General features: G+C 74.8%; 23 protein-coding genes. 16 read left to right on the plus strand and 7 right to left on the minus strand.

Annotated elements, in window-relative coordinates; genetic code table 11:
* The first annotated feature begins 15 nt into the window (after positions 1-15).
* Positions 16-507: a MarR family winged helix-turn-helix transcriptional regulator gene (locus Sya03_RS29050; RefSeq protein ID WP_203941637.1), complete on the plus strand. Its 492-nt coding sequence runs from the start codon at positions 16-18 to the stop codon at positions 505-507.
* 5 nt (positions 508-512) lie between these two features.
* Here the strand turns inward: Sya03_RS29050 and Sya03_RS29055 are convergent, their stop codons facing one another.
* From Sya03_RS29055 to Sya03_RS29070, 4 genes are read right to left on the minus strand one after another with little or no spacing between them, the layout of a single operon-like run.
* The gene (locus Sya03_RS29055; RefSeq protein WP_203941638.1) at positions 513-1,121 is read right to left on the minus strand and encodes a type IV pilus modification PilV family protein; all 609 of its coding nucleotides are present in this window, start codon (positions 1,119-1,121) and stop codon (positions 513-515) included.
* Complete coding sequence (locus Sya03_RS29060; protein ID WP_203941639.1) at positions 1,118-2,611, minus strand: RICIN domain-containing protein; 1,494 nt, start codon at positions 2,609-2,611, stop codon at positions 1,118-1,120. Before Sya03_RS29060 ends, Sya03_RS29055 begins: the two co-directional genes overlap by 4 nt.
* Positions 2,608-3,225 (minus strand): hypothetical protein, encoded by a 618-nt coding sequence (locus Sya03_RS29065; RefSeq protein WP_203941640.1) that lies wholly within the window; start codon positions 3,223-3,225, stop codon positions 2,608-2,610. Before Sya03_RS29065 ends, Sya03_RS29060 begins: the two co-directional genes overlap by 4 nt.
* A gap of 43 nt (positions 3,226-3,268) precedes the next feature.
* Positions 3,269-4,486: a GAF domain-containing sensor histidine kinase gene (locus Sya03_RS29070; RefSeq protein ID WP_203941641.1), complete on the minus strand. Its 1,218-nt coding sequence runs from the start codon at positions 4,484-4,486 to the stop codon at positions 3,269-3,271.
* 112 nt (positions 4,487-4,598) lie between these two features.
* On the opposite strand from Sya03_RS29070, the gene Sya03_RS29075 reads away from it, so the two are divergent.
* The 7 genes from Sya03_RS29075 (at position 4,599) to Sya03_RS29105 (ending at position 9,959) form a co-directional block, all read left to right on the plus strand.
* On the plus strand, positions 4,599-5,207 hold the full coding sequence (locus tag Sya03_RS29075; RefSeq protein WP_203941642.1) for a maleylpyruvate isomerase N-terminal domain-containing protein: 609 nt from the start codon (positions 4,599-4,601) through the stop codon (positions 5,205-5,207).
* Positions 5,208-5,271: 64 nt separating this feature from the next.
* Positions 5,272-5,892: an NADPH-dependent FMN reductase gene (locus tag Sya03_RS29080; protein WP_203941643.1), complete on the plus strand. Its 621-nt coding sequence runs from the start codon at positions 5,272-5,274 to the stop codon at positions 5,890-5,892.
* Between the two features lie 127 nt (positions 5,893-6,019).
* Positions 6,020-6,325, plus strand: coding sequence for a BON domain-containing protein (locus tag Sya03_RS29085; RefSeq protein WP_203941644.1), 306 nt, complete (start codon positions 6,020-6,022; stop codon positions 6,323-6,325).
* Between the two features lie 134 nt (positions 6,326-6,459).
* A complete protein-coding gene (locus Sya03_RS29090) occupies positions 6,460-7,071 on the plus strand; it encodes a sigma-70 family RNA polymerase sigma factor (RefSeq protein ID WP_203941645.1) in 612 nt (203 codons plus the stop codon).
* Complete coding sequence (locus Sya03_RS29095; RefSeq protein WP_203941646.1) at positions 7,055-8,146, plus strand: hypothetical protein; 1,092 nt, start codon at positions 7,055-7,057, stop codon at positions 8,144-8,146. The genes Sya03_RS29090 and Sya03_RS29095 overlap by 17 nt, the downstream gene beginning before the upstream one ends.
* Positions 8,143-9,114 (plus strand): ABC transporter ATP-binding protein, encoded by a 972-nt coding sequence (locus Sya03_RS29100; RefSeq protein WP_203941647.1) that lies wholly within the window; start codon positions 8,143-8,145, stop codon positions 9,112-9,114. Before Sya03_RS29095 ends, Sya03_RS29100 begins: the two co-directional genes overlap by 4 nt.
* Positions 9,111-9,959, plus strand: a complete 849-nt coding sequence (locus tag Sya03_RS29105; protein WP_203941648.1) for an ABC transporter permease — start codon at positions 9,111-9,113, stop codon at positions 9,957-9,959. Before Sya03_RS29100 ends, Sya03_RS29105 begins: the two co-directional genes overlap by 4 nt.
* A 39-nt stretch (positions 9,960-9,998) precedes the next feature.
* Here Sya03_RS29105 and Sya03_RS29110 read toward each other — a convergent pair whose 3' ends face one another.
* Positions 9,999-12,710 (minus strand): GH92 family glycosyl hydrolase, encoded by a 2,712-nt coding sequence (locus Sya03_RS29110; protein ID WP_203941649.1) that lies wholly within the window; start codon positions 12,708-12,710, stop codon positions 9,999-10,001.
* Between the two features lie 123 nt (positions 12,711-12,833).
* On the opposite strand from Sya03_RS29110, the gene Sya03_RS29115 reads away from it, so the two are divergent.
* The 4 genes from Sya03_RS29115 (at position 12,834) to Sya03_RS29130 (ending at position 16,279) form a co-directional block, all read left to right on the plus strand.
* On the plus strand, positions 12,834-13,430 hold the full coding sequence (locus tag Sya03_RS29115) for a hypothetical protein (protein ID WP_203941650.1): 597 nt from the start codon (positions 12,834-12,836) through the stop codon (positions 13,428-13,430).
* Between the two features lie 180 nt (positions 13,431-13,610).
* Entirely contained in the window at positions 13,611-14,210 is a 600-nt protein-coding gene (locus Sya03_RS29120; protein WP_203941651.1) for a hypothetical protein, read from the plus strand.
* Between the two features lie 102 nt (positions 14,211-14,312).
* Entirely contained in the window at positions 14,313-15,302 is a 990-nt protein-coding gene (locus tag Sya03_RS29125) for a glycosyltransferase family 2 protein (protein WP_275411490.1), read from the plus strand.
* Entirely contained in the window at positions 15,302-16,279 is a 978-nt protein-coding gene (locus tag Sya03_RS29130) for a glycosyltransferase family 2 protein (RefSeq protein ID WP_203941652.1), read from the plus strand. The genes Sya03_RS29125 and Sya03_RS29130 overlap by 1 nt, the downstream gene beginning before the upstream one ends.
* Positions 16,280-16,303: 24 nt before the next feature.
* Here the strand turns inward: Sya03_RS29130 and Sya03_RS29135 are convergent, their stop codons facing one another.
* Together Sya03_RS29135 and Sya03_RS29140 are read right to left on the minus strand one after the other, a co-directional pair.
* Positions 16,304-16,825, minus strand: a complete 522-nt coding sequence (locus Sya03_RS29135) for a carbohydrate-binding protein (protein WP_203941653.1) — start codon at positions 16,823-16,825, stop codon at positions 16,304-16,306.
* A 311-nt stretch (positions 16,826-17,136) separates the two neighbouring features.
* Positions 17,137-17,520, minus strand: coding sequence for a hypothetical protein (locus Sya03_RS29140; RefSeq protein ID WP_203941654.1), 384 nt, complete (start codon positions 17,518-17,520; stop codon positions 17,137-17,139).
* Between the two features lie 265 nt (positions 17,521-17,785).
* On the opposite strand from Sya03_RS29140, the gene Sya03_RS29145 reads away from it, so the two are divergent.
* The 4 genes from Sya03_RS29145 to Sya03_RS29160 are packed head-to-tail and all read left to right on the plus strand — an operon-like array spanning position 17,786 to position 23,145.
* On the plus strand, positions 17,786-20,362 hold the full coding sequence (locus tag Sya03_RS29145; RefSeq protein WP_203941655.1) for a LamG-like jellyroll fold domain-containing protein: 2,577 nt from the start codon (positions 17,786-17,788) through the stop codon (positions 20,360-20,362).
* A gap of 19 nt (positions 20,363-20,381) precedes the next feature.
* Entirely contained in the window at positions 20,382-20,984 is a 603-nt protein-coding gene (locus Sya03_RS29150) for a type II secretion system protein (RefSeq protein ID WP_203941656.1), read from the plus strand.
* A complete protein-coding gene (locus Sya03_RS29155; RefSeq protein WP_203941657.1) occupies positions 20,981-22,540 on the plus strand; it encodes a ricin-type beta-trefoil lectin domain protein in 1,560 nt (519 codons plus the stop codon). The genes Sya03_RS29150 and Sya03_RS29155 overlap by 4 nt, the downstream gene beginning before the upstream one ends.
* Entirely contained in the window at positions 22,537-23,145 is a 609-nt protein-coding gene (locus tag Sya03_RS29160) for a prepilin-type N-terminal cleavage/methylation domain-containing protein (protein WP_203941658.1), read from the plus strand. The genes Sya03_RS29155 and Sya03_RS29160 overlap by 4 nt, the downstream gene beginning before the upstream one ends.
* Positions 23,146-23,152 lie beyond the last annotated feature (7 nt).

A 23,152-nucleotide genomic window follows, 5' to 3' on the forward strand; every position in this document is an offset into this window, starting at 1 on the left:
CGAGAGAATGGGCGCATGGCACACGACGGCGTCGACCTGATCGTCGAGCAGTGGAGGCGCGAGCGGCCCGACCTGGACACCACCGCGATGGCCGTCTTCGGCCGGATCTACCGGCTGGCGAAGCTCGCCGGGGACGTGGTCGAGCGGGCCTACGCCGAGTTCGGCATCGGGCGGCCCGAGTTCGACGTGCTGGCCACGCTGCGGCGGTCCGGGGCGCCGTTCCAGCTGTCGCCCGGGGCCCTCGCCGCCTCCATGATGCTCAGCTCCGGCGGCACCACCGCGCGGCTCGACCGGCTGGAGAAGGCCGGGCTGGTGCGGCGCTCGCCCGACCCGCAGGACCGGCGCGGGGTGCTCGTCAGCCTCACCGACGCGGGGCGGCAGCTGATCGACCAGGCGGTCGGCGCGGGGCTCGGGCGGCAGCAGGAGCTGCTCGCCCACCTGCCGAAGGACCGGCAACGGCAGCTCGGCGACCTGCTCCGCGAGGTCCTCACCCAGCTGGAGGGGTAGCCGGCTCAGAGGCCGAAGGTGGGGTCCGCCGAGCCGGGGGCGCGCAGCATCGCCGTCACCTGCGCGCACGTGCCGCCCGGGCAGTCCCGCGACGGCCAGGTCACCGCCACCACCACCCGGTACAGGTGGACGCGGCCGGCCCGCTGGTCCGCCGGCACGACCACGCAGTCGCCGCCGGACGCCGGTCGCCAGCACTCGCCGACGTACCAGGACTGCCGGAACTTCGTCGGGGCGCCGCCCACCAGCACCGGCTGCGGGCTCGTGGGCAGGGACAGCGCCGCCGCCGGGCCGCCGGTCGCCGCCGGGTCCTGCCAGACCAGGGCCGTCTTCGCCGGGTCCAGGTACGCGTCCACGCCGGGCGCCCGCACCTGCTGGCGGACGGCCTGCTCGGTGCGGCCCGCCAGCAGCGCCGCGCCGGTCAGCAGGCTCACCCGCTCCATGCCGCTCACCGCCAGCTGCGTGGCCGCCTGCGCGTCGGCCTGCCGCCGGGTGGCGGCCGTGGAGGCCAGGTAGAACAGGGTCAGCGCGGCCAGCACGGTGGCCAGGATGCCCAGCGAAACCAGGGTCTCCAGCAGGGTGTGGCCGTCGTCGTCGCGGCCCGGCCGGGCCCTCACCGCTCGCCGATCCCGGCGAACCGGGGCGCGGACGACTCCGGCTCGGCGTTCCACTTCTGCCGGTGGTCGCCGCCGCACGGGGCGATGCCGGCCTTGTCGGCCGTGCCGTCCCAGATCGGCTCGACCGGCGTCAGGCACCAGCCCGCCCACGGGCCGGTCCCCTCGATCCGGTACGCCTCGTCGTACGTCGAGGTGTCCGCCCCGCGCACCAGCCACGTCATGTCGGCGCCCGGGAACGCCGGCGTGCACGGCCGCGCGTCCGCCGCGAGCACGCCGCCCTGCAGCGGCGGCAGGGTCAGGCAGTACGGGCCCTTCGGGGTGTCCGACCACAGCGGCCCGGTGCCGTCGGCCGGCAGCTGCCACTGCTGGTTCCAGTCCCGCACCGTCGGGTCCGGCGTCTGCTTGCACGGGAACAGCACCTCGAACGGCAGGTCCGGGTCCTCCAGCTGCACGTCCAGGCAGCGCCCGTACTTGCCGAAGTTGACCAGCTGCCTCGTGACCGGCAGCACCGCCGCGGCCGCGCCCACCTCCGGCGCCGGGTCCCACGTGTGGTGCGGGCCCTTGAGGCGCTCGTTGCACCGGTACGTGCCGAGGCCCAGGCTGTCGGCCATGTCGTTCAGCACCAGCCGGGTGCCCGCGGCGTTGCCCTGCTCCCGGGCGAAGCACTTGTCGTTGGTGGTGACGCCGTCGTCGGTGCCCACGTACGAGGCCGCGAAGTTGAAGCTCCACTGCTGCCGGGGCAGCGTCGTCGCGCCGCACGCCTGGAGCGTCACGACGTTGCCCACCGCCTGCGGCCAGCCCGCGTCCAGGCACAGGTCCGCGCCGACCAGCGACAGCGTCACGTTCGGCTGGTAGGCGAACGTCTGCCGGGCCACGGGCCCGCCGTCCGGGTCCGTCGCGCACGGCTGCATCCGGACCACCGTGCCCGCCATCGGCGCCGGGCCCGCGTCGAGGCACAGGCCGACCCCGGCGAGGCCGCGGATGTCGCCGCCGCTGACGTTGCCGCTCATCGCCGTCTTGAACCGGTACGTGCCGTACAGCCGCCGCCGGTGCGTGCCGCCGGGAGCGATGCCGGTGGCCTCCACGTACGCGAACCGCGGCACCGCACCCAGCAGCGCCGCGCACGGCCGCCCGGCCGCGCGCGCCCACGCCGCGTCGTGGCCCGTCGGGTCCTGCGTCAGGTACGTGATCGTCGCCTCGTACCGCACGTCGCCGCCCACCACCGACCCGGTGAGCTGCGGCACCCCGGCCGGGCCGCACGGCAGGCCGTCGACCAGCCCGACGCCGTCGGCGTCCTGCGCGGCGCGGATCCCGGCCAGCGCGTCGTCCAGCCCGCTGCGGGCGGCGAGCAGCGCCGCCGCCCGGCCGCGCTCCGTGCGGGTCGTCGAGATCGACTGCAGCACGGTCGTGGACAGCAGCAGGCTGATGCCCACCCCGACGACGGTCAGCAGCATCGCCAGGGGCATCGAGCCGCGGTCCGTGGCCCTCACGAGCGCACCAGGTCGCCGCACACGTCGTCGCCGGTGCCGGCGGACGTGTTCAGCGCCGTGAACGTGAACGCGGCCGGCCGGCTCGCCGGGGCCCCGCGGGATCCGGCGGCCAGGGTGAGCGTCACGGTGAGCTGCTGGTGCCGGGCCCCGCCGGCCGTCGCCGGGGTGCGCGCGAAGTCCCGCGGCCCGGACAGGAACGACGCCAGCGTGCGCCACGACCCGACCGGCCCGCCGCCGCGCCGGCCGCGGCTCTCCAGCCGGCCCGTGGCGTCCGCCATCCGCAGCTGGGTGCACGACGGCACGCCGGCCGTGGTGGCCGAGTACTCCACGTACCAGGCGCCGGCGGCCCGGCCGGGAGGGCTGATGCCGTCCGCGTACCGGATCTCGCGGTCGAGGCGCTGGAACGCGGCGTGCAGCTGCGCTTGCGCGACCGCCAGCCGCTCGTTGCTGTCGGCGCTCGCCCGCATCTGCAGCATCCCACCGGTGAACAGGGCCCCCACCAGGCTCACCACCACCAGCACGACGACGAGCTCGACGAGGGCCGCACCCTCGTCGTCGCGCGGCGGGCGCGACGGGGCGGGCGCCGCCGGAACCCGCTGAGCCCGTCGCCTCACGTCCGGTACTTCGGCCGTGGTGGCCCCGGCCATGAGCAATCGGTCAGGGGTGGCGCGGCAGGCACATCCGGACGGTGGTGCCGACGCCCGGGGCGCTGTCGACGTCGATGGTGCCGCCGTGGGCGTCGACGATGCCCCGGACCGTGGTCAGGCCGAGCCCCAGGCCCTGCGCGACCAGGTCGTACGCGGCGGGCGCGCGCTGGAACGGCTCGAACAGCCGGGGCAGCAGCGGGGGCGGGATGCCGATGCCCTGGTCGGCGACGCGGATCCGGGCGACCGTCCCGTCGCTGCCGTCGACGGTGACCACCACCTCGCCGCCGCCGACGGTGAACGTGATCGCGTTCACCACGAGGTGCCGCAAGGCCTGGAGCAGCCGGTTCTCGTCGGCGGTCAGCGGCACCGGGGCGGCGCCGGTCACGGCGTGCACCGGGACGCCGCGGCGGGCTGCGAGCGGCTCGCAGGCGGCGACGGCCCGCCGGACTACGGCGGCGAGGTCGGTCGGGGCCGGCGTGAGGCGCACGCCGCCCTGGTCGAGCTGCGCCACCAGCGACACGTCGTCGGTGAGGTGGCGCAGCCGGTCGGCGTTGCGGCGCATCACGCCGAGGTGCTTGGCGACCACCTCGGGGGTCAGGTCGTCGAGCGAGTCGAGGAGGACCTCCAGGCGCCCGGACAGCGACGACAGCGGGGTGCGCAGCTCGTGGTCGACGGTGGCCAGGAACGTGGCCTTCAGCCGTTCCAGCTCGTGCAGGCGCTCCTCGGCGGCGCGGGCGCGGCCCTCCTGCCGGCGCCGGTCGAGCAGGCTGCCGGCGTGGTCGGCCAGCAGCCGCAGGGTGCGGCGCTCGCGGGGGCCCAGCGTGCGCGGTTCCTCGCCGACGACGCACACGCTGCCCACGGCGTGGCCGTCCTGGAGGACGACCGGCGCGCCCGCGTAGTGGCGGATGCCGCTCGCGGTCAGCAGCGGGTTGCCGGCGGACCGCGGGTCGGCGGCGGTGTCGGGCACCTCCAGCAGCCCCGGGACGGTGATCGTGTGGGCGCACATGGCCAGGTCGCGCGGGGTCTCGCTGACCCGGGTGCCGATCCGCGCCTTGAACCACTGCCGGTGTGCGTCGATGAGGGTGACGAGCGAGACGGGCGCCGCACAGGTCTCGGCGGCCACCCCGGCGATCTCGTCGAACGCCGGTTCGGCCGGGGTGTCGAGCACGGCGGCCTCCGCGAGCGCGGCGAGCCGGCCGGGCTCGTCGTGGGGCAGGGGCGCCTTCATCGTGCCCGGGCCTCCCTCCGCCGGCACCCGGCGACGTCGGTCAGACTTTACTGCTTTTGCGCTGCTAGAAGGTGGTTTAGGCGGACTGCGCCGGCCGACTACCCTGACCCGCATGACGTTCTCCTGGGACGACTCCCGCCGGGCGTTCGCCGCCGCCGCCGTCGCCTTCGTCGGCGTGACCTCCCGGGCCGCCGGCCGGTGGGACGAGCCGGGCCTGGGCGAGTGGGACGTCCGCGCCCTCGTGGGCCACACCAGCCGGTCGCTGCTGACCGTCGAGGAGTACCTCGGCCGGCCGGCCGCGTCGGCGGAGCTGGCCTCGGCGGCCGACTACGTGCGCGCCACCCGGGCGATCGCCGCCGGTCCGGACGTCGCGCCGCGCGGCGTCGCCGCCGGCAAGGCGCTGGGCGACGACCCGGCGGCCGCGGTGGCGGAGATCGCCGGCCGGGTCCTGCCCCTGGTCGACGCCTGCGACGGCACGGAGCTGCTGACCACGATCGCGGGCGGCATGCGGCTCGTCGACTACCTGCCGACCCGCGTCTTCGAGCTGGCCGTGCACACCGCCGACCTGGCGGCTGCGCTCGGCACACCGGCGGAACTGCCGCCGGACGCGGCGACGCAGGCGCTGCACCTGGTCACGGAACTGGCGGTCGCCGACGGGCGGGCGGCCCCGCTGCTGCTGGCGGCCACCGGACGCCCCGCGGGCCGGTTCACGGTGCTCTGAGCCGGCGCGACCCGCCCGGCGCAGCACCACAAAACGGGCCCCGCATCGACGTAGGGTGTCCGCCATGACGCGCATCGTGCTGATTTCGGGCAGCACCCGCGACGGCTCACTGCACACCGCCGCCCTGCGCACCGCCGCCCGCCACGCGCCGCCGGACGTCGCCACGATCCTGTACGACGGGCTGCGCACCCTGCCCGCGTACGTGCCCGGCGCGACCAGCCCGTCCGCCGCCGTGATGCTGCTGAAGCACTGCGTCGAGACGTCCCACGCCCTGCTGTTCGCCACCCCCGAGTACGCCGGTTCGCTGCCCGGCTCGCTGAAGAACCTGCTCGACTGGCTCGTCGACGCCCGCGCGCTGGACGGCAAGCCGGCGGCGTGGCTGTCGGTGTCCCCGCCCGGCCGCGACGACGGCGCCCGCGCCACCCTGGAGACCGCCCTCGACCACGGCAACGCCCAGCTCCTGCGGTCCGCCTGCATCCGGGTGCCGCTCGGGCCGGGCGCCGTCGACGGGCAGGGCCTGATCGGCGACCCGCAGCTGCACCGGGCGCTGCAGGACATGCTGCCCGCGCTGGCCCGCTCGGCCGCTCCCCCGCACCAGCGGCAGGAACCGTCCTGGCAGGCGTACTCCAGCGTCTACCCGATGGTGATGCGCCGGCCGCCGGAGGGCCGGCACCACCGCCGCTGACGCCGCGCCGGACCCAGCCGCCGTCCGATGTGCTCCGAATCATCGGTGTCGTTCGTTGAACGGGCCGCCGGCGGGGCACACCACCGGGGGTACGCGCGACGATCCCGAGCACAGGTGGGTGGTGACCATGCCGAAACGCCCCGACGAGTGGCCCCCCGGACGTCCCGATCACGGGTCCGCCGCGGCGCCGCTGAGCGACCGGGGCGTGCAGCGCCTGGTCGTCGGCCGGCTCACGGAGCACGCCCATACCGCGCTGGCGGACATCCGCGTCGAGGTGCAGAACCGGGTCGTCATCCTCGAGGGGACGGTGCGGTCGGCGCCGGTGCGGCTGCTCGCCCACCAGCTGGCCTGGAACACCACCGGCGTCTTCGACGTGAGCAACCGCCTGGCCGTCGCCGGCGAGGAGACCCCCCGCAACGACCTCGCGCCCTGAGCCCCCGCCCCGCCCCGTTCCCCGGTTGACGCCCGCCCGGCGCCGCCCCGGGTGAGGATCGGCGTGGGAAGAAATTCCCGGCCGATGTGTCACATCCGCGGCGCCGGTGGTGCTTACCGGGTGTGGAGCATGACGTGGAACTTGTGCGGGGCCGGGCCGCCTGGTCGGTCCTGTCCCCCGGCGGCCGCGGGCTGCCCTCCGGGCGGGCCGGGCGGAAGGGCGAGGCCGTGGCGACTGTTCCGGGGCGCGAGGCCGTCCGGGCCGACCTCGAACAGGTGTTCCGGGCCGCCTACCCGCGGGTCGTGGCGGTCGCCGCCCGGGTCCTCGGGTCGCGCGACGAGGCCGAGGACGTGGCCCAGGAGGTCTTCCTCACGTTCGGGCGCTCGTCCGTGCCCGCCGGTGAGGCGCTGGGCTGGCTGTCCGTGGCCGCCGCGCACACCGCGCTGAACCACCTGCGCTCCGGTCGCCGCCGCGCCCACCGCGAGGTGGCCGCCGGCGACGGCGCCACCGTGACGCCGGACGTCGCCGACGCCGTCGTCACCCTCGACGAGCGGCGCCGGGTGCGCGCGGCGCTCGCCCGGCTCCCCCGCAAGCAGGCCGTCGCCCTCGTCCTGCGGCACAGCGGCGTCAGCTACGCCGACGTCGCCGCCGCCCTCGACCTCTCCCCCGGCAGCGTGGGCACCACTGTGCGACGCGCCGAATCCGCCCTACGCAAGGAGTTGAACCGTCATGCGTCATCCGACTGACGGCACGCTGCGCCGCCTCCTCGACGAGCCGGCGGGCGTCGCCGACGCCGACCGTGAGCACGTCGCCGGCTGCGCGGTGTGCCGGGCCGGGCTCGCCGCCGCCCAGCGGGACGCGGCGCTCACCGGCGCGGCCCTGGACATGGACGCCGACGTCGACGTCGACCGCGCCTGGTCGCGCCTGTCCGCCGCGACCGCCGCGACCGCCGCGGACGGCCGCCGGCCGCAGACCGCCGCCGCCGGTTCCCGCTGGCGGACCGCCCTGCGCAGCCCGGTCATCGCCGGCGTCGCCGTGGTGACGCTGCTCGCCGGGGCCGGCGCCGCGGCCGCCGCCGACTGGCTGCCGATCTTCCGGACCGAGCGCATCGCCCCCATCTCGATCTCCCAGGCCGACCTGCTCAAGCTGCCCGACCTCTCCGGGTACGGCGACCTGGAGGTCACCGAGGAGGTGCAGCTGCGCGGCGTCGCCGACGCGGCCGCCGCCCGGCAGGCCACCGGCCTCGACGTCCCCCGCGTCGACGACCTGCCGCGCGGCGTGACCGGCGAACCCTCGTTCCAGGTGGGCGACCGGGCCAGCGCCGTCTTCACGTTCTCCGAGGCCAAGGCCCGGCAGGCGGCCGCCGCGGCCGGGCACACCCTGCCGCCCGCGCCCGCCGGCCTGGACGGCAGCAGCTTCCGGCTGACCGTCGGGCCCGGCGTCGCCGCCGTCTGGCAGGAGGCCCGCGGCCTGCCCGCCATGCTCGTGGCCCGCGTGGTCGCGCCCAAGGGCTACTCGACGGGCGTCCCGTTCGAGACCGCCCGCGACTACCTGCTGTCGCTGTCCGGCCTGCCCGAGCACGTCAAGTCGCAGCTGCGCACCTTCTCCGCCGACGGCCGGACCCTGCCGGTGCACGTGCTGGCCGAGGAGCTGACCAGCGCCTCCGCCGACGTCGACGGCGTGCCCGCCACCGTGTTCAGCTCCCGCGACGGCGCCCTGACGGCCGTCGTCTGGGTGCAGGACGGCGTCGTCACCGCCGTCGCCGGCTCGCTGAGCACCGAGGAGGTCCTGTCGGTGGCCCGCGACCTGGAGGACCGGTGACCGGCCCCGCCCTGGACGCCGTCGACCGGGTGCTCGCCGAGCTGCCCGAGACACCGGCGGTGTGGTGCTCCGGCCTGCGCAAGCGGTACCGGCGGCAGACCGCGGTCGACGGGGTGTCGTTCACCGTCGGCCGCGGGGAGGTCCTCGGCCTGCTCGGGCCCAACGGCGCCGGCAAGACCAGCGTCATCAAGATCCTGCTCGGGCTGGTCCGGCCCGACGCCGGCGAGGTGCTGCTGCTCGGGCGGCCGGCCCGGGACCCGCGGTCCCGCGCCCGGGTCGGCTACCTGCCCGAGCTGTTCCGCTACCAGCCGTGGCTGACCGCCACCGAGGTGCTCGACCTGCACGTCCGGCTGTCCGGGGCGGCGGTGCCGGCCGCCGAGCGGCGCGAGTGCCTGGCCCTCGTCGGCCTGGCCGACCGCGCCCGCGACCGGGTCGGCGGCTTCTCCAAGGGCATGCAGCAGCGCCTCGGCCTGGCCGTCGCGCTGGTCGCCCGCCCGGAGTTCGTCGTCCTCGACGAGCCGACCAGCGCCCTCGACCCGCTCGGCCGGGCCGACGTGCGCGACCTGCTGCTGTCGCTGAAGGACCGCAACGTCGCCGTCCTGCTGAACTCGCACCTCATCGGCGAGGTCGAGCGGGTCTGCGACCGGGTCGTCATCCTCGACAAGGGCCGCGTCGCCGCGTCCGGCACGCTGCCCGAACTGCTCGGCCGGCGGGAGCTGCGGCTGCGCCTCGACGGGGTCGGCCCCGACGCGGAGGCCCGGCTGGCCGCCGCCGGCGCCCTCACCCGCAGCGGGGACGCGTTCACGGTCACGCTGCCCGCCGAGGACGACGCCGCGATCGTGCCCGCCCTGGTCGCGGACCTGGTGCGCCTCGGGGTGCGCGTGCACGCCGTCGAACCCGGCCGGATCAGCCTGGAGGAGCGCCTGCTCGACATCCTGCGCGCCGGTGACACGGAGGAACACCCATGACCGCCCGCATCGTCCTCACCGTCGCCGCCCTCACCCTGCACGAGGCGGGCCGCCGCCGGGTGGTGCGCTCGCTCGCCGTGCTCATGGTGGCGCTGCTCGCCCTCAGCGCGTGGGGGTTCTCGCTGCTCGACGCCGAGTTCGGCACGTTCACCAGCGGCGAGTCCAAGATGGCCGCGTCCACCGTGCTCAACCTGGTGATGTTCGGCCTGAGCCTGATCGCCGCCCTCGGCACCGCCTTCCTCGCCGGCCCCACCCTGGCCGGCGAGACCGAGTCCGGCATCGCCCTCGCCGTGCTCGCCCGGCCGGTCCGCCGCTCCGCGGTGCTCGTCGGCAAGTGGCTGGGCCTGGTCACCTTCGGCAGCGCGTTCGTCATCCTGGCCGGGGCCGCCGAGTTCGTCGTCGTCCGCAGCACGGTCGGCTACTGGCCGCCCGACCCCGTCGCCGGCCTGGCCCTGCTCGCCGCCCAGACGACCGCGCTGCTCACCCTCGGCCTGCTGCTGTCCACCGTCATCTCCCCGATGGCGTCGGGCATCGTGTCGGTCGGCCTGTTCTGCGCCACCTGGATCGCGGGCGTCGTCGGCGGCGTCGGCGCCATCTTCGACAACGAGTCCCTGGCCCGCGTCGGCACCGTCTCCCAGGTCATGCTGCCCACCGACGGGCTGTGGCGGGGCGCCATGTACGCCTTCCAGGACCCGTCCCTGCTGGCCCTGGCCGGCTCCCCCGCCGAGGGTCACCCGTTCCTCAGCCAGGCGCCGCTCACCGGCGCGTACCTGGCGTGGGCGGGGTTCTGGGTCGTCGGGGTGCTCACCCTGGCGGCACTGTCGTTCCAGCGCCGCGACCTCTGACCGCGCGGGTGGCCCCGGCCGGGGCCACCCGCGGACCGGTCAGCGGGCGGTGCCGCTGGCCCACAGCGGGCTGCGGGCGTGGTGGTAGATGACCAGGTTGCCGTCGTCCTGCATGGACAGGTACGGGGCGATCCGGTTCGCGCCCCAGCTGCCCGACGCCCACACCGGCTGGCCCGCGTCGGTGTAGAGGACGAGGTTGCCGTCGGGCTGCAGGTCGGCGCGGGTCGGGCGGCGGTCGGCCGGCAGGTTCCAGGTGCCGGTGGCCCAGATCGGGTTCTGCTGCGGCGGGCCGTCGTACAGGACCAGGTTGCCGTCGGGCTGCATGAGCAGCGTGTAGCGGCCGTTCGGCGAGACCAGGCGCTGGTTGGCGGTCAGCCGCTGGCCGGCCTGGAGCTGGTTCGCCGCCCCGCCGGACGGGGGCTGGGCGTCGGCGGCGGTGCCCCACGCCGACGGGCTGCCGCCCAGCGTGTGGGCGAGGGTGCCGCCGCGGGCGAGCGCGTCCCAGCCGAGCCAGGACCGGGTCACCGGGGCGCCGCCCAGCGTCACCGACTGGATGTAGCGGACGGTGTCGGTGGCGCCGGGGGCGTTGATCGTCAGCGTGCCGCCCTGGCCGTTGGTGTGGCCGCCGATGCGCACCTGCGCCGAGGGGAACTGCGGGCTGGACAGGGCGAAGAAGTTGCCGCCGGCGGTGGTCGGGTAGAGGCCGAGCGAGGAGAAGACGTACCAGGCGGACATGGTGCCGAGGTCGTCGTTGCCGGTCATGCCGTCCGGGCCGGTGGTGAACAGGGTCATCGCGGCGCGTACGACCGTGGCGGTCTTCGCGGGGGCGCCGGCCCAGTGGTACATGTACGGCGCGAGCAGGTCGGGCTCGTTGTTGGGGTTGTAGGTGGGCTTGCCGTAGTAGTCGTACGGCTGGGTGATCCACGCGGACCGGGCGGTGCCCGCCGGGTCGGTGAGCAGCCGGTCGTAGGCGAAGAACGCGTCCAGCCGCTGCTGGGTGGCGGCCCGCCCGCCCATGAGGGCGACCAGCCCGGCCGGGTCCTGCGGCACCAGCCACTGGTACTGGTAGGCGCCGCCCTCGTGGAACTGCCGGTCGGCGGCCACCGGGTCGTACGGGGTGAGCCAGCCGCCGTCGGTGGTGCGGGGCCGGAAGTGCCTGGTGCCGGTGTCCCACAGGGTGCGGTACCACTGGCCGCGCGCGGCGAACAGCTGCGCGTCGGCGGTGCGGCCGAGGGCGCCCGCCATCACGGCCAGGGCGGCGTCGGCGAGCGCGTACTCCATCGTCGCCGAGGCCGGGTGGGCGCAGTCGTTGTCGCCGCCCTTGTGCGCGCAGTCGGTGCCGACCCGCAGCCCGGACGGGATGTAGCCGCGGCTGAGGTAGTGGGCGACGCCGCTGCGGCCGTTGAACGGCGAGGACGCGGGCGGGGTGCTGGTGGCGTTGCGGCGCATCAGCTCGTACGCCTCGGTCTCGTACCCGGCGAGCAGGCCCTTCGACCAGGCCTCGACGAGGAACGGGGTGACCGGGTCGCCGGTCATGATGTTGGTCTCGCTGTTGACGAGCGCCCACCGGGGCAGCCAGCCGCCGTCGCGGCCGATCGCCACGACGGACAGTGCCACGTCCCGGGCGACCTGCGGGTACAGCACCTGGAGCAGCTGCTGGTGCGGGCGGTACGTGTCCCAGAGGGAGAAGTTCTGGTACGGGGTGTAGCCGTTCGCGGTGTGCACCTGCCGGTCGAAGCCGATGTACCGGCCGTCGACGTCGCCGGCCAGGTTGGGGTGCAGCAGCGAGTGGTAGAGGGCGGTGTAGAACGCGGTCTGCCGCTGCTCGGAGCCGCCGGTGACCCGCACCGCGTCGAGGTGCTGCCGCCAGGTCTCGCGCAGCCGGTCGCGGGTGGCGCCGAAGTCGTAGGAGCTGCCGGTCTCGGCCGCCAGGTTGCGCCGGGCGCCGTCGACACCGGTGTACGACAGGCCGACCTTGACGACGACGTCCCGGTCGCCGGTGGCGTCGAACGTGACCCAGGCGCCGTTGCCGCCGGCGCCGGCGGCGTCGCGGCCGCCGGGCGTCAGGGTGGTGTCGCGCCAGGTGCCGTGGGCCCGGAACGGCCGGTCGAACGTGGCGCTGAAGTACACGGTGTGCCGGTCCTGCCCGGCGCAGAAGTTGCCGGCCTCGACCCGCCCCTCGACGGTGCGGTCGCCGACGACGTGCACCTCCGAGCTGAACACCCGCTGGTTGGCCTTGCCGGTGTTGAACAGCACGTTGGCGGCGTTCGTCGCCGGGAACGTGTACCGCTGCCAGCCGGTGCGGGCGGTGGCGGTCAGCTCGGCGTTCACCCCGTAGCGGGACAGCCCGACGCGGTAGTAGCCGGGCTCGGCGTCCTCGTCGTCGTGCGAGAACGCCGACCGGTAGGCGGTGTGGTCGCCGCTGGTGACGGCGCCGGTGGTGGGCATGATCGGCAACTCACCGGCGACCTCGCAGCCGACCCCGGACAGGTGGGTCTGGCTGAAGCCGTGGATGGCGTTCTGCTGGTAGTCGTAGCCGCCCTGGCCGCCGGTGTCGGGGCTGACCTGGACCATGCCGAACGGGGCGGTGGCGCCGGGGAACGTGTTGCCGAAGTTCTGCGTGCCGACGAACGGGTTGACCAGGGCCGACGGTTCGGCGGCGGCGGCCGGGGCGGCGGGGGTCACCACCAGCGACCCGGCGATCAGCAGCGCGGCGGTGGCCGCGCGCCTGCAGAAACGAGCACCGAGCATGGCAGTCTCCTCGCGCGGCCGGCGTCACCGGTGTGCAATGAACTGCACGCTGACACGTAACATTTAAGCGAGTCAATAGTCGACGGTCCTGAGTGGCCGGTCGGGCAGCCAACGGGGGTTTGGATGCCGGGGACGGTCCTGCTCGACCGCGCCGTCTTCGTGTCGTACGCGACGGCCCGGGCCAACCCGGGCGACGACGCCGGCCACGAGCCGGACCGGTACTGGCGCGGCCAGGCCAACGGGCTGTGCGGCGCCGCCGTCCGCGGCCACCTCGTGCTGGTGACCGGCCTGCACACCGGGTACGTGCGGATGACGGTCGAGCTGCACCCGGCGGAGCCGCCGCTCGGCGACGAGTGGGAGGACGCCGTCGAGGCCCCGTTCCGGCAGCGCGCCAAGAAGCTGTGGGTCGGCGGCCTGATGGACCGGACGTACCCGGCGAGGCTGCCGCCCGGCGACTACCGGGTGCGCTACTGCGCCCGCGGCATGGAGCAGGGCCGGCGCCAGGACACCGCGGGCAGGGACGAGATCGTCGACGCGTACCTGCTGCAGTTCTGGCCGGCGGACCCGGCGCCGGACCGGGTCGTCCGGCAGACCACCGACATCGCCGCCCGCTACCACGCCAAACCCCGGAAACCCGCACCCACCGCGGCGGAGCGGGCGGAACGCAAGCTGCGCAAGGCGGAGCGCCGCCGCCGCAAGGCCGCGGCACGGCCGCGATGAACGCCCTGTGGGCGGCGGCCGGCGCCCACGGCGAGGACGGGTACCGGCAGTTCTTCGCCGACCTGCGCGCGGCGTTCCCACGGCTGGGGCGCTGACGGCCCTGCCGCCGTGCCCTTTCGGGCGGGCGTGGCGATGGCACGATGCGGGCCGACCGCCCGGGCAGCGCGGGCCGCCGAAGGGATGCCGGAGTTGTACGAGGAGCGGGTTCGGTTCACGCCAACGGTCGTCCTGGCGATCGGGTTCTTCCTGGTCGTCGCCGTGGTCTGGGCGGCGCTGTTCGGCACCGACCCGGCCATGCGCGGCGACGCCGAGGGCTGGGCCGTCATCCTCGTGCCGGTCGCCGTGTTCGGCGGGGTGGGCGTCGCGATCCTCGCCGACGTCCTGCGCCACCCGCTCGCCCTGCGGGTCGACGGTCACGGCGTGACCCTGGGCCGCTCGGCCGGGCTCGTCTCCCACCACGGGTGGGCGTGGCGCACCCCGCAGGTCACCGTGCCGTGGGAGGACACCGACGCCGTGGTGCTCTACCGGGTCGGGACCTCGAACGGGTCGTCGATGGCGTACGTCGGGCTGCGCTTGCGGGCCGGGGCGGCGCTCCCGTCCGGGGAGCCGTCGGAGCGGGGGTTCTGGCCCCGGCTGGGCCGGCTGCTCGGCTCCGACGAGGCGCCCTGCGGCGTGGCGGTGTACCGGCAGGTGTTCGGCTGGCGCATCGACGAGAAGCGCCTGAAGCGGCACGTCCGGCAGCGCACCCGCGGGCGGGTCGAGGTTCTCGGGGGGTTGTGACGGTCACGTCCGCGCCGGGGGTCCGGGCGGGGGCAGTCGTCTCAGGTTGCCCCCGCGGATGCCGACAGCACGTCGAGCACAACTCGACGAGAGGCCCCCGCGATGATGGACGACCGCACGACGCCGCCCGACGCGGCCCGCCCCGAGCGCCGCAAGGCCCCGCAGACGGCGGGTCCCCGCGACCGCCGCAGCACGCCCCGGGGTGCCCCCCGGCGGGCGCCGCGGGTCAGCGTGGTCATCCCGACCCTCAACGAGGCCCGGAACCTGCCGCACGTGTTCGGCGCGCTGCCGGACGGGCTGCACGAGGTCGTCCTGGTCGACGGCGGCTCGACCGACGACACCGTCGAGGTCGCCCGCCGGCTGCGGCCCGACGTGGTGGTCGTGCGCCAGACGCGTACGGGCAAGGGCAACGCCCTGGCCAGCGGGTTCGACGCCTGCACCGGCGACGCCATCGTGATGATCGACGCGGACGGCTCGACCGACCCGGCCGAGATCACGAAGTTCGTGGAGACCCTGGTCGCCGGCGCCGAGTTCGCCAAGGGCTCGCGCTTCGGCGAGGGCGGCCACAGCAAGGACATCACCCCGTTGCGCCGGGTCGGCAACGAAGGGCTGAACCTGATCGTCAACAAGCTCTTCACGACCAAGTTCACCGACCTCTGCTACGGCTACAACGCCTTCTGGCGTCGCGTCGTGCCCGTGATGGACCTGCCCTCCACCGACCTGGCGCCCGGGCCCGACGGCAAGAAGCTGTGGGGCGACGGCTTCGAGATCGAGACCCTGATCAACATCCGGGTGGCGAGCAGCGGGATGCGGGTGAAGGAGGTCTCCAGCATCGAGCACCTGCGCATCCACGGCACCAGCAACCTGAACACCTTCCGCGACGGCACGCGGGTGCTGCGCACCATCCTGAGCGAGTTCCACCGCCGCGCCGTGCGGCGCCGGGCCGCCGCCAAGGCCGCCGCGCCGTCGAAGCGGCGGACGGTCAGCAAGACCGTGCCGGTGCTCGCCGTTCCGGGCGGCAAGTGGTTCGGCCGGGTGGACGCCCTGCTCACCGCCGAGAAGAAGGCCACGGAGAAGGCGGAGGCGGCCTGATGGGCGGCGCCGCCGAGGTCAGCATCGTCATCCCGTGCCACACCGAACGCAACTGGGACACCCTGGTCGGCGCCGTCGCGGCGGCGCTGGGCCAGCACCCGGTCGCGCCGGTGGAGGTCGTCGTGGTGGTGGACCACAACCCGGCCCTGTTCGAGCGCGCCCGCCGCGAGCTGACCTCCGTCACCGTGCTGGAGAACCGCTTCGAGCAGGGCGCCTCGGGCAACCGCAACACCGGCGCCCAGCACACCACCACCCCGCTGATCGCGTTCCTGGACTGCGACATCGCGGCGGGCCCGGACTGGCTCGCCCAGCTCACCGAGCCGTTCGCCGACCCGGACGTGGTCGGCACCGGCGGCGCCATCGCGGCCGGCTGGAGCCGCTCGCGCCCGAGCTGGCTGCCCGACGAGCTGCTGTGGGCGGTCGGCGCCTCGTACACCGGCATGCCCACGACGACCGCGCCGGTGCGCAACGTCTGGTCGGCCAGCATGGCCGTCCGGCGCGACGCGTTCACCGCGGTCGGCGGCTTCCGCGACGGCTTCGGCAAGATCGGCAAGCGCAACCGGCCGGAGGACACCGACCTGTGCCTGCGGATGAGCGCCGGCGGCGGCCACTGGATGTACGTGCCCGGCGCCGTCGTCGAGCACGACGTGCCGCGGGAGCGGTCCACGTTCCGCTTCCTGATGCAGCGCTGCTACGCCGAGGGCCGCGGCAAGGTGCAGATGGCCCGGCTGCTGCGCGGGTCGCGTTCCCTCGGCGCCGAGCGCTCGTACGTCAGCCGCACCCTGCCGCGCGCGGTGCTGCGGGAGGCGTCGGGCGTGGTGCGCCCCACCGGCCGCGGACGGGCCGGCCACGCCGCCCGCGCCGGGACGGTGCTGGCCGCGGTGACGGCGGCGGCGGTCGGCGGCGCGGTGGAGGCCCTCGGCGGCGTCCGGCGGGAGCCCCACCCGGCGACCGAGCCGTCCCTGGTCACGACCTGACGGGACGGCCGGCCGCCGGCCGGCTCAGGAGAAGCCGATCCAGTTGACGTTCACGAAGTCCGCGCGGGACTCACCGGCGAAGGTCACGTACACGTCGTAGACCCCGCCGACCGACCGGGTCATGGCGACCGTGTCGGTGCGCCAGCTCTGCCAGCCGCCGGTGTTGCCGACGGCGATCTCGCCGATCACCGGCCCGGTGATGCTGTCGAGGCGCACCTGCACGGTGCCGGTGACGTGCGGGCGCGCGCCCGAGGCGACGCGGGCCTTGAAGAAGTTGAACGGGAACTCGCGCGGGAAGGCGACGTCGTCGAACCGCAGCCAGTCACCGGCGGCGATGTAGGCGGCGTTCTGGCCGCCGTCGACGTCGGTGGTGGGCTCGTTGACGACGCCGTGCTGCGCGTTGGGCAGCTCGGCCTGCACCCGCGCCGCGAACCGGGTGGCCGGCGGGGTGTCGGCGGCGGCAGCGGGGTGCTGGGCGGCGAGCAGCCCGCCGCCCAGGGCCGCGGCGGCGCCGACGGAGGCGATGGTGCGGATCAGACGGCTCATGGGGGTGGGTCCTTCCGGCCGGCGGTGGCGGGGCGGGTACCCCCGTGGCGGCAGCCCGCCGGAAAGAATTTCACTTCATGAGCCGTTACGGCGTCAAGAATTACGACGAAGTCCTGCCCTGACGCACCTGGAACGTGGTCAGCACGGCGGCGTGGTCGGACGTCCAGGCGTTGGCGCCGTGGTTCGGGATGGCCTGCGGGGCGCCGACGACGAGCGCCTATGAGCCGAGGACCGGCCAGCCGCACTTGGCGTAGACGCCCGGGTCACTGTGGACCTGCCGGACGTGTCGACCCGCGCGTTGAAGTTGCCGGTCAACAGCACCGGCGTGGTGGCGGACCGGTCGAGCTGAGGATGCCCACGTCGGCGCCGTCGTCGTGGTGGCACCAGCCCAGCGCCGCACCCAGAGCGGCCGCGGCGCGGTCGTTCTCCTGGAATCCGACCACGTCGACGGCGCGCTCGACCAGGAACCGCAGTTGCTTGGCCCGCACGTACTGCCACCGGTGCGGCTCGCCCACGAACGTCTGGTCGACGGGGCCGTTGCCGGGGTCGGTGCAGACGCCCACCCAGTTGGTGGGGTCCGCCGCGCCGACCCGGAAGTCCGCCTGGACGCTCTCGCCCTGCCGGACGGACGACGTCCGGACGCTCAGGCTGCCGCCGTCCGGGCCGCCGCCGCAGGCGCCGTCGTCCTGCCACACACCGGAGCCGCCGGCCCGCGGTCAACGGTTGTCAGAGGTCTTTGAAGATTGATTGCTCCGCAGTTTTCGATTTCGTGGAAATGGCCCCGGAACACGGCGGCGCAGCTAATAATATTGGTTTCCGGAATTGACGATTCTTTGGCGCTGATCGCGCAGGTCCGCATGGGTGACGCCGAACAGTGATGACATGGGAACCAGCAGGCGACAGCTCGCGTCGCGCGCCCTTCTGGCGTCCCTGCCTGCCCTCGCACTGGTGGGTACGGCGTTGACACTGGACGATACGTGGAGTGCCTTCTCCGGGACGACGAGCAACCCCGGCAACGTGTGGCGGGCGAACGTCCCGGCGATCACGCTGTCGCACACGGCGGTCAGGGGACCGTTCCCCCGGGCGCTCACCGGCTCGCTGACCGGTTTTCTGCCGAACGAGACCGTCACCTACCGGCTGGACGCGGCGACCGCGCTGACCGGCTCCCCCGCGGCCGTCGACGGCGCTGGGGCGGCGGGCATCACGTCGCTGTCGATCCCGGCGGCGGCCGAGGGCGCCCACGTCGTCCACGCGATCGGTGGGCAGGGGTCGCAGGCGTCCGTCCCGATCGTCGTCGACACCGTCGCGCCGGTCGTGTCCTCGTCGGCGAGCCCGGCCGCCAACGGCAACGGCTGGCACAGCTCGGTCCCCGTGCAGGTCACTCTCGCCGGCACCGACGGGTCCGGCAGCGGAGTCGCGCAGATCCGGTACACGACCGACGGCTCCGACCCGGTGTCGTCGGGCACCGCCCAGACCTACGCGGCCCCGTTCGCGGTGACGTCCAGCACGACCGTGCGGTTCGTCGCGACGGACGTCGCCGGCAACTCGTCCGCCACCGGCACCCGCGCCGTCACCATCGACACCACCGCCCCGGGCACGCCGGTGCTGTCGTTCTCGGCACTGTCCAACGCGTACTGGAACGGCGGCGGCTCCACCGTCTGGTACCGGGGCGGCCAGTCCGGCGGCTCGTTCACGGTGACGGCGAGCTCGTCCGACGCGCAGTCCGGGATCGGCTCGTGGGCGATGCCGAACCTCGGCACCGGCTGGACGGCGCCCGGCACGACCAGCCCGCAGACCTACGCGTGGTCGTCGGCCCATCCCGCCGTCCCCGGCACCGTCACCGTCACCGCGCACAACGCCGCCGGGCTGTCCGCGTCGGCCCCGTTCTCGGCGACCCCGGACAACACCGGGCCCGCGGGCGGCTCGGTCGACTTCGTGAACGGCGCCGCACCCGCCTCGATCACGGTCACCTTCAGCGCGGGGACCGACGCGGGCGTCGGCGTGCTCGGCGCCGCACCGCTGCTGCAGCGCGCCCAGGCCACGCTGACCGGCAACACCTGCGGGTCGTTCGGGGCGTTCGCGACCGTCACCGGCGGGACGAACCCGTCCTCGCCGTTCACCGACGCCACCCCGGCGATCGGCCGCTGCTACCGCTACCAGTACGTCGTGGCCGACGTCCTCGGCAACACGACCACCTACGGCAGCGCGAACGTCGCCAAGCGGTACAGCACGTACGCCGCGGCGGTCGGCGGCGCCCCGTCGCTGGGCCGCTGGTACCGGCTCGGCGAGGCGACGATCTCGGCCGACAACATGACCGGCGCGACCGGCGCGACCCTGCAGAGCCGGGCCGGCGAGACCGCCGCCACCTGGACGAAGCTGCTCGGCAGCGCGGACGGCATCATCACCGACCTCGGCCGGCTGCGCAAGGGCGGCAACAGCACGTACGGCAACGTGTACTACACGAACGCGATCCCGCCGAGCGCCGACTACAAGGTGGAGGCGTACTCCTCGCAGAAGGCCGACAACGACATCCGGCTCACCGAGGACGCCGGCGGGCTCGTCGGCCGGGTCAACACCGGCACGAACTCCTACTACATGGCCCGGCGGGAGCACTACGCGAGCACCGGCTACCTGCGGCTCTACCGCGTCGTCAACGGCACCCCCACCAAGATCGGCGAGTACGCCGGCATCGGCATGAACCCGATCGGCGACTGGTTCAACCTGAGCCTGGACATGAACGGCACCACGATCCGCGTGCTGGAGGACGGCCTGGAGCGGATCAGCTACGTCGACACCACCGCCAACCGCATCACCGCCGCGGGCCGGGCCGGCATCACCCTCGGCGACGCCCTGGGCGCCATCGCCAACACCCACACCAACAGCCACGGCCTGCACTTCGACAACTTCCGGGTCACCCCGCCCATGGCCGACGAGACCGGCGCGGCGGACGGGCTGTACTACGTCACGACGACCCTCGGCGGCTCGGGGGCGCTCACCGGCGACAGCAACACCGCGGCCGCCTACAACGGCGGCCAGGACTCCAGCCGTGCCGCGCGGCCGGTCCTCGACACCTTCACCGCCGAGTACTGGTTCAAGTCCACCCAGGGCCTCTACCTCAACCCCGGCTTCGCCGGCGGCGCCGCCCTCGTCGACGCCGACGCCACGGGCGCGGCCGACGACTGGGGCAGCAGCCTGCGGTCGGACGGCCGGGTGGTGGCGGGTGTCGGCGACGCGGGCGGCTCCGACGTCGCCATCCAGTCGGCCACCGGCTTCAACGACGGCGCCTGGCACCACGTCGCCTTCACCCGCAACGGCGTCACGGGCGCGCTGGCCCTGTACGTCGACGGCGTCCTGCAGGCCACCGGCACCGGCCCGGCCACCACCCGCGACGCCGGCACCCTCATCCGGTTCGGCCGACGGGCCAGCGACGGCGCCAACGCCTACCTGGGGTCCCTCGACGAGGTGGCCGTCTACCACGGCGAGCTGTCCGCCCAGGAGATCCTCGCCCACCACAACCTCGGCCGCGGACAGGGCTGAGCAGAAGGGAACCTGGTCGATGAACGAGCCGCGCGCGCCCCGCCTGCGCCTCGCCGGTGACGGCGGCATGACCCTGATCGAGACCCTGGTCGCGATGACGGTCATGACGCTCGTCGGCGCGCTGGCGCTCGCGGGGATCGTGCAGCTGCGCCGCACGACGGCCTCCGTCGGCGACCTGTCGGCCGTGTCGTCGGGCCTGCACGTGACGTTCCAGCGGCTGGACCGCGAGATCCGGTACGCGTACGGCATCACCGAGCCGGCCACGGGCCTGTCGCCGGCCGGCTACCGCTACGTCGAGTACGAGCTGCACGCCGACGGGGTGCGGCGGTGCACCCAGCTGCGCGTCGGCGGCTCGCCGGGCACCTTCCAGGCCCGGTCGAGGGACGGCGCGGCCGCGGCCGGGGGGTGGCGGACCCTCGCGTCCGGCGTCGGCGCCGGCGCCCGGTTCACCCGCCGGGACGCCACCACGAGCGGGTCCCCGCACCAGCAGCTCACCGTCAACCTGGCCGTCGCGGCGGGTGGCGCCGCCGCCCGCTCCGGCGAGTACACCTTCACCGCGCTGAACACCCACACCGGCACAGCGACCGAGCAGCCGGTGTGCGCCGGCCTGGGCCGGCCGTGACCGGGCGCCGCGCCGGCGACGAGGGGTCGATGCCGCTGGCGATGCTGATCGTCATCGTCGGCGCCGGGCTCGGCCTGCTCATGTCGAACGCGCTGCTGGTCAACATCACGGAGACCCGGACGAGCAGCGGGCGCGCGGCGTCCCTGCTCGCGGCGCGCAGCGGGCTCAGCAGCGCGCTGGGCACCCTGCGGGCCGCCCGGCTGTCCGGCGGCGGCGGCGACACCGGCGAGCTGCCGTGCCTCCCGGCGGGCGGCCCCGCGGTGACCGGCACCGCCGGTTCCGGGTCGTCGGCGTACGCGGTGACGATCCGGTACCTCCTGCTCGACCCCGAGGGGCGCAGCCTGGCCTGGGTGCAGGCGAACAGCCGGCCGTGCGCCGACCAGCTCGCCGCCACGCCCAACTTCGCGCACCTGACGGCGGTCGGCACCACGGCCGGCGGCAACCGGCGGACGCTGAGCGCCACCTACGTGTTCAAGACGGAGGGCCGGACGAACACCGCCGGCGGCCGCATCAAGGTCCTCGACGTGGGCGGCACCAACCGGCTGTGCCTCGACGCCGGCAACCTGGCGACCGTCTACTCCGGCATCCCGCTGCGGATGCGGCTGTGCAACCCGGCGGACTTCGCCCAGCCCGCCGTCCCGCAGCAGCGGTTCGGCTACCAGCCGAACGCCACCATCAACCTGGTCGGCGCGGACCCGGCCCGGTTCCCGACCGGCCTGTGCGTCGACACGTCCGGCGTAGGCGCGCAGGCGCTCAACCAGAAGCTGGTCCTCAAGCACTGCGCAAGCGGCAGCGGCCTGGCCCGCCAGCAGTGGTACATCAACACCGCCAGCGGCTTCTTCGGCCCCAACGCCGACCGCACCGGGTTCAACAGCTTCTGCTGGAGCGTCCAGCAGCGCGACACCGACGGCAGCGAGATCCTGCTCAACAGCACCAGCGGCGGCGTCACCGGCGGCAACTCCGCCTGCAACACGTCGTTCCCGAACAACTACCAGTCCTGGCACCTCGACGGCCCGACCGGCTCGGGCCCGGCCGGTCCCGCGACGCGGCAGCTGGTCAACTACGAGACGTTCAGCCGGTGCTTCGACTACGACTCGATCAGCAACATCGTCAAGACGTTCCCGTGCAAGGGCCACCCCGACCCCGCCTCGACGAGCTACTGGAACCAGATCTGGTACCTGCCGGAGCCGGGCCAGGCGGCGGGCCCGGTGTACTACCTGACGACCGGCGGCACCAAGCGGTGCATCGTGGCGCCGCCGAACCCCCACGCCACCGACTCGGAGGACCTGAAGGCCGGCATCGTGGACTGCCCGGCCGTGCTCCCCCGCAACATGCTGTTCGTGAACCGGGGCGCGGACACCCCCACGTTCGACGAGGCGTACCGCATCGAGGGCACGGGCACCTGGGCCGGCACGTGTATGGGCACCCTGGGCAGGCAGGCCGGCGAACAGGGCGTCGTCGTGGGCTTCGAGCCGTGCACCGGCCACGCGGCCCAGAAGTGGAACGCCGACGCGCGCACGGCCGCCGGCGGCCTGACGGGCGTCGTGGAGCGATGACCCGCCGGCTCGCCCCCGAGCGGGACGGCGACGCGGGCGTCACGCTGCTCGAAGTCGTCGTCGCCCTCGCCGTCATCGCCGCCGCCCTGGCGTCCCTGCTCGCCTTCTTCGTCCGGGCGGTGGAGACGACCCGCGTGCACACCGACCGGCAGGCCGCCACCCGCTACGCCGTCGTGGCGATGGAGCGGGTGAGCCTGCTGCCCGGCACCGCCGTGCTCGTCAACCGCCCGCACGCGGCGGTCCAGGCCCAGTGGAGCCGGTCGCGCCCGCCGCAGGTCGACGCCCTGCTCGCCGCGACCCGCACCGAGATGGCCTGGTCGGCGCAGACGGCCGCCGTCGAGGGACTGCCCACCGCGCCGGAGCGGGTCACCGACGGCGGCGCGCCGACGAAGTTCACCCGGCACTGGTACGTCGGCCGGTGCTGGCAGCAGCCCACGGGCGGTGACTGCGTCGTGGTGCCGGCCGCGCAACGGCCCGCCCGGGTGGCGATGTTCCGCGTGGTCGTCGCGGTGCAGTGGGCGTCGGCCGACTGCGACGGCGGCCAGTGCTTCCACGTCGAGTCGATGCTCGCCAACGTCGACCGCACCGACCCCGCCTTCGAGTGAGCGCTCC

Origin of the sequence: Spirilliplanes yamanashiensis (assembly GCF_016863475.1) — a bacterium.
Taxonomy (GTDB): domain Bacteria; phylum Actinomycetota; class Actinomycetes; order Mycobacteriales; family Micromonosporaceae; genus Spirilliplanes; species Spirilliplanes yamanashiensis.

What these genes read in the sequence shown, in the direction of transcription:
- Sya03_RS29130 (WP_203941652.1), top strand. Translation starts at nt 15,302, where the DNA reads ATGGGCGGCGCCGCCGAGGTCAGCATCGTCATCCCGTGCCACACCGAA.
- Sya03_RS29125 (WP_275411490.1), top strand. Translation starts at nt 14,313, where the DNA reads ATGATGGACGACCGCACGACGCCGCCCGACGCGGCCCGCCCCGAGCGC.
- Sya03_RS29070 (WP_203941641.1), bottom strand. Translation starts at nt 4,486, where the DNA reads ATGAAGGCGCCCCTGCCCCACGACGAGCCCGGCCGGCTCGCCGCGCTC.
- Sya03_RS29075 (WP_203941642.1), top strand. Translation starts at nt 4,599, where the DNA reads ATGACGTTCTCCTGGGACGACTCCCGCCGGGCGTTCGCCGCCGCCGCC.
- Sya03_RS29120 (WP_203941651.1), top strand. Translation starts at nt 13,611, where the DNA reads ATGCCGGAGTTGTACGAGGAGCGGGTTCGGTTCACGCCAACGGTCGTC.
- Sya03_RS29135 (WP_203941653.1), bottom strand. Translation starts at nt 16,825, where the DNA reads ATGAGCCGTCTGATCCGCACCATCGCCTCCGTCGGCGCCGCCGCGGCC.
- Sya03_RS29110 (WP_203941649.1), bottom strand. Translation starts at nt 12,710, where the DNA reads ATGCTCGGTGCTCGTTTCTGCAGGCGCGCGGCCACCGCCGCGCTGCTG.
- Sya03_RS29105 (WP_203941648.1), top strand. Translation starts at nt 9,111, where the DNA reads ATGACCGCCCGCATCGTCCTCACCGTCGCCGCCCTCACCCTGCACGAG.
- Sya03_RS29095 (WP_203941646.1), top strand. Translation starts at nt 7,055, where the DNA reads ATGCGTCATCCGACTGACGGCACGCTGCGCCGCCTCCTCGACGAGCCG.
- Sya03_RS29050 (WP_203941637.1), top strand. Translation starts at nt 16, where the DNA reads ATGGCACACGACGGCGTCGACCTGATCGTCGAGCAGTGGAGGCGCGAG.
- Sya03_RS29150 (WP_203941656.1), top strand. Translation starts at nt 20,382, where the DNA reads ATGAACGAGCCGCGCGCGCCCCGCCTGCGCCTCGCCGGTGACGGCGGC.
- Sya03_RS29115 (WP_203941650.1), top strand. Translation starts at nt 12,834, where the DNA reads ATGCCGGGGACGGTCCTGCTCGACCGCGCCGTCTTCGTGTCGTACGCG.
- Sya03_RS29160 (WP_203941658.1), top strand. Translation starts at nt 22,537, where the DNA reads ATGACCCGCCGGCTCGCCCCCGAGCGGGACGGCGACGCGGGCGTCACG.
- Sya03_RS29085 (WP_203941644.1), top strand. Translation starts at nt 6,020, where the DNA reads ATGCCGAAACGCCCCGACGAGTGGCCCCCCGGACGTCCCGATCACGGG.
- Sya03_RS29080 (WP_203941643.1), top strand. Translation starts at nt 5,272, where the DNA reads ATGACGCGCATCGTGCTGATTTCGGGCAGCACCCGCGACGGCTCACTG.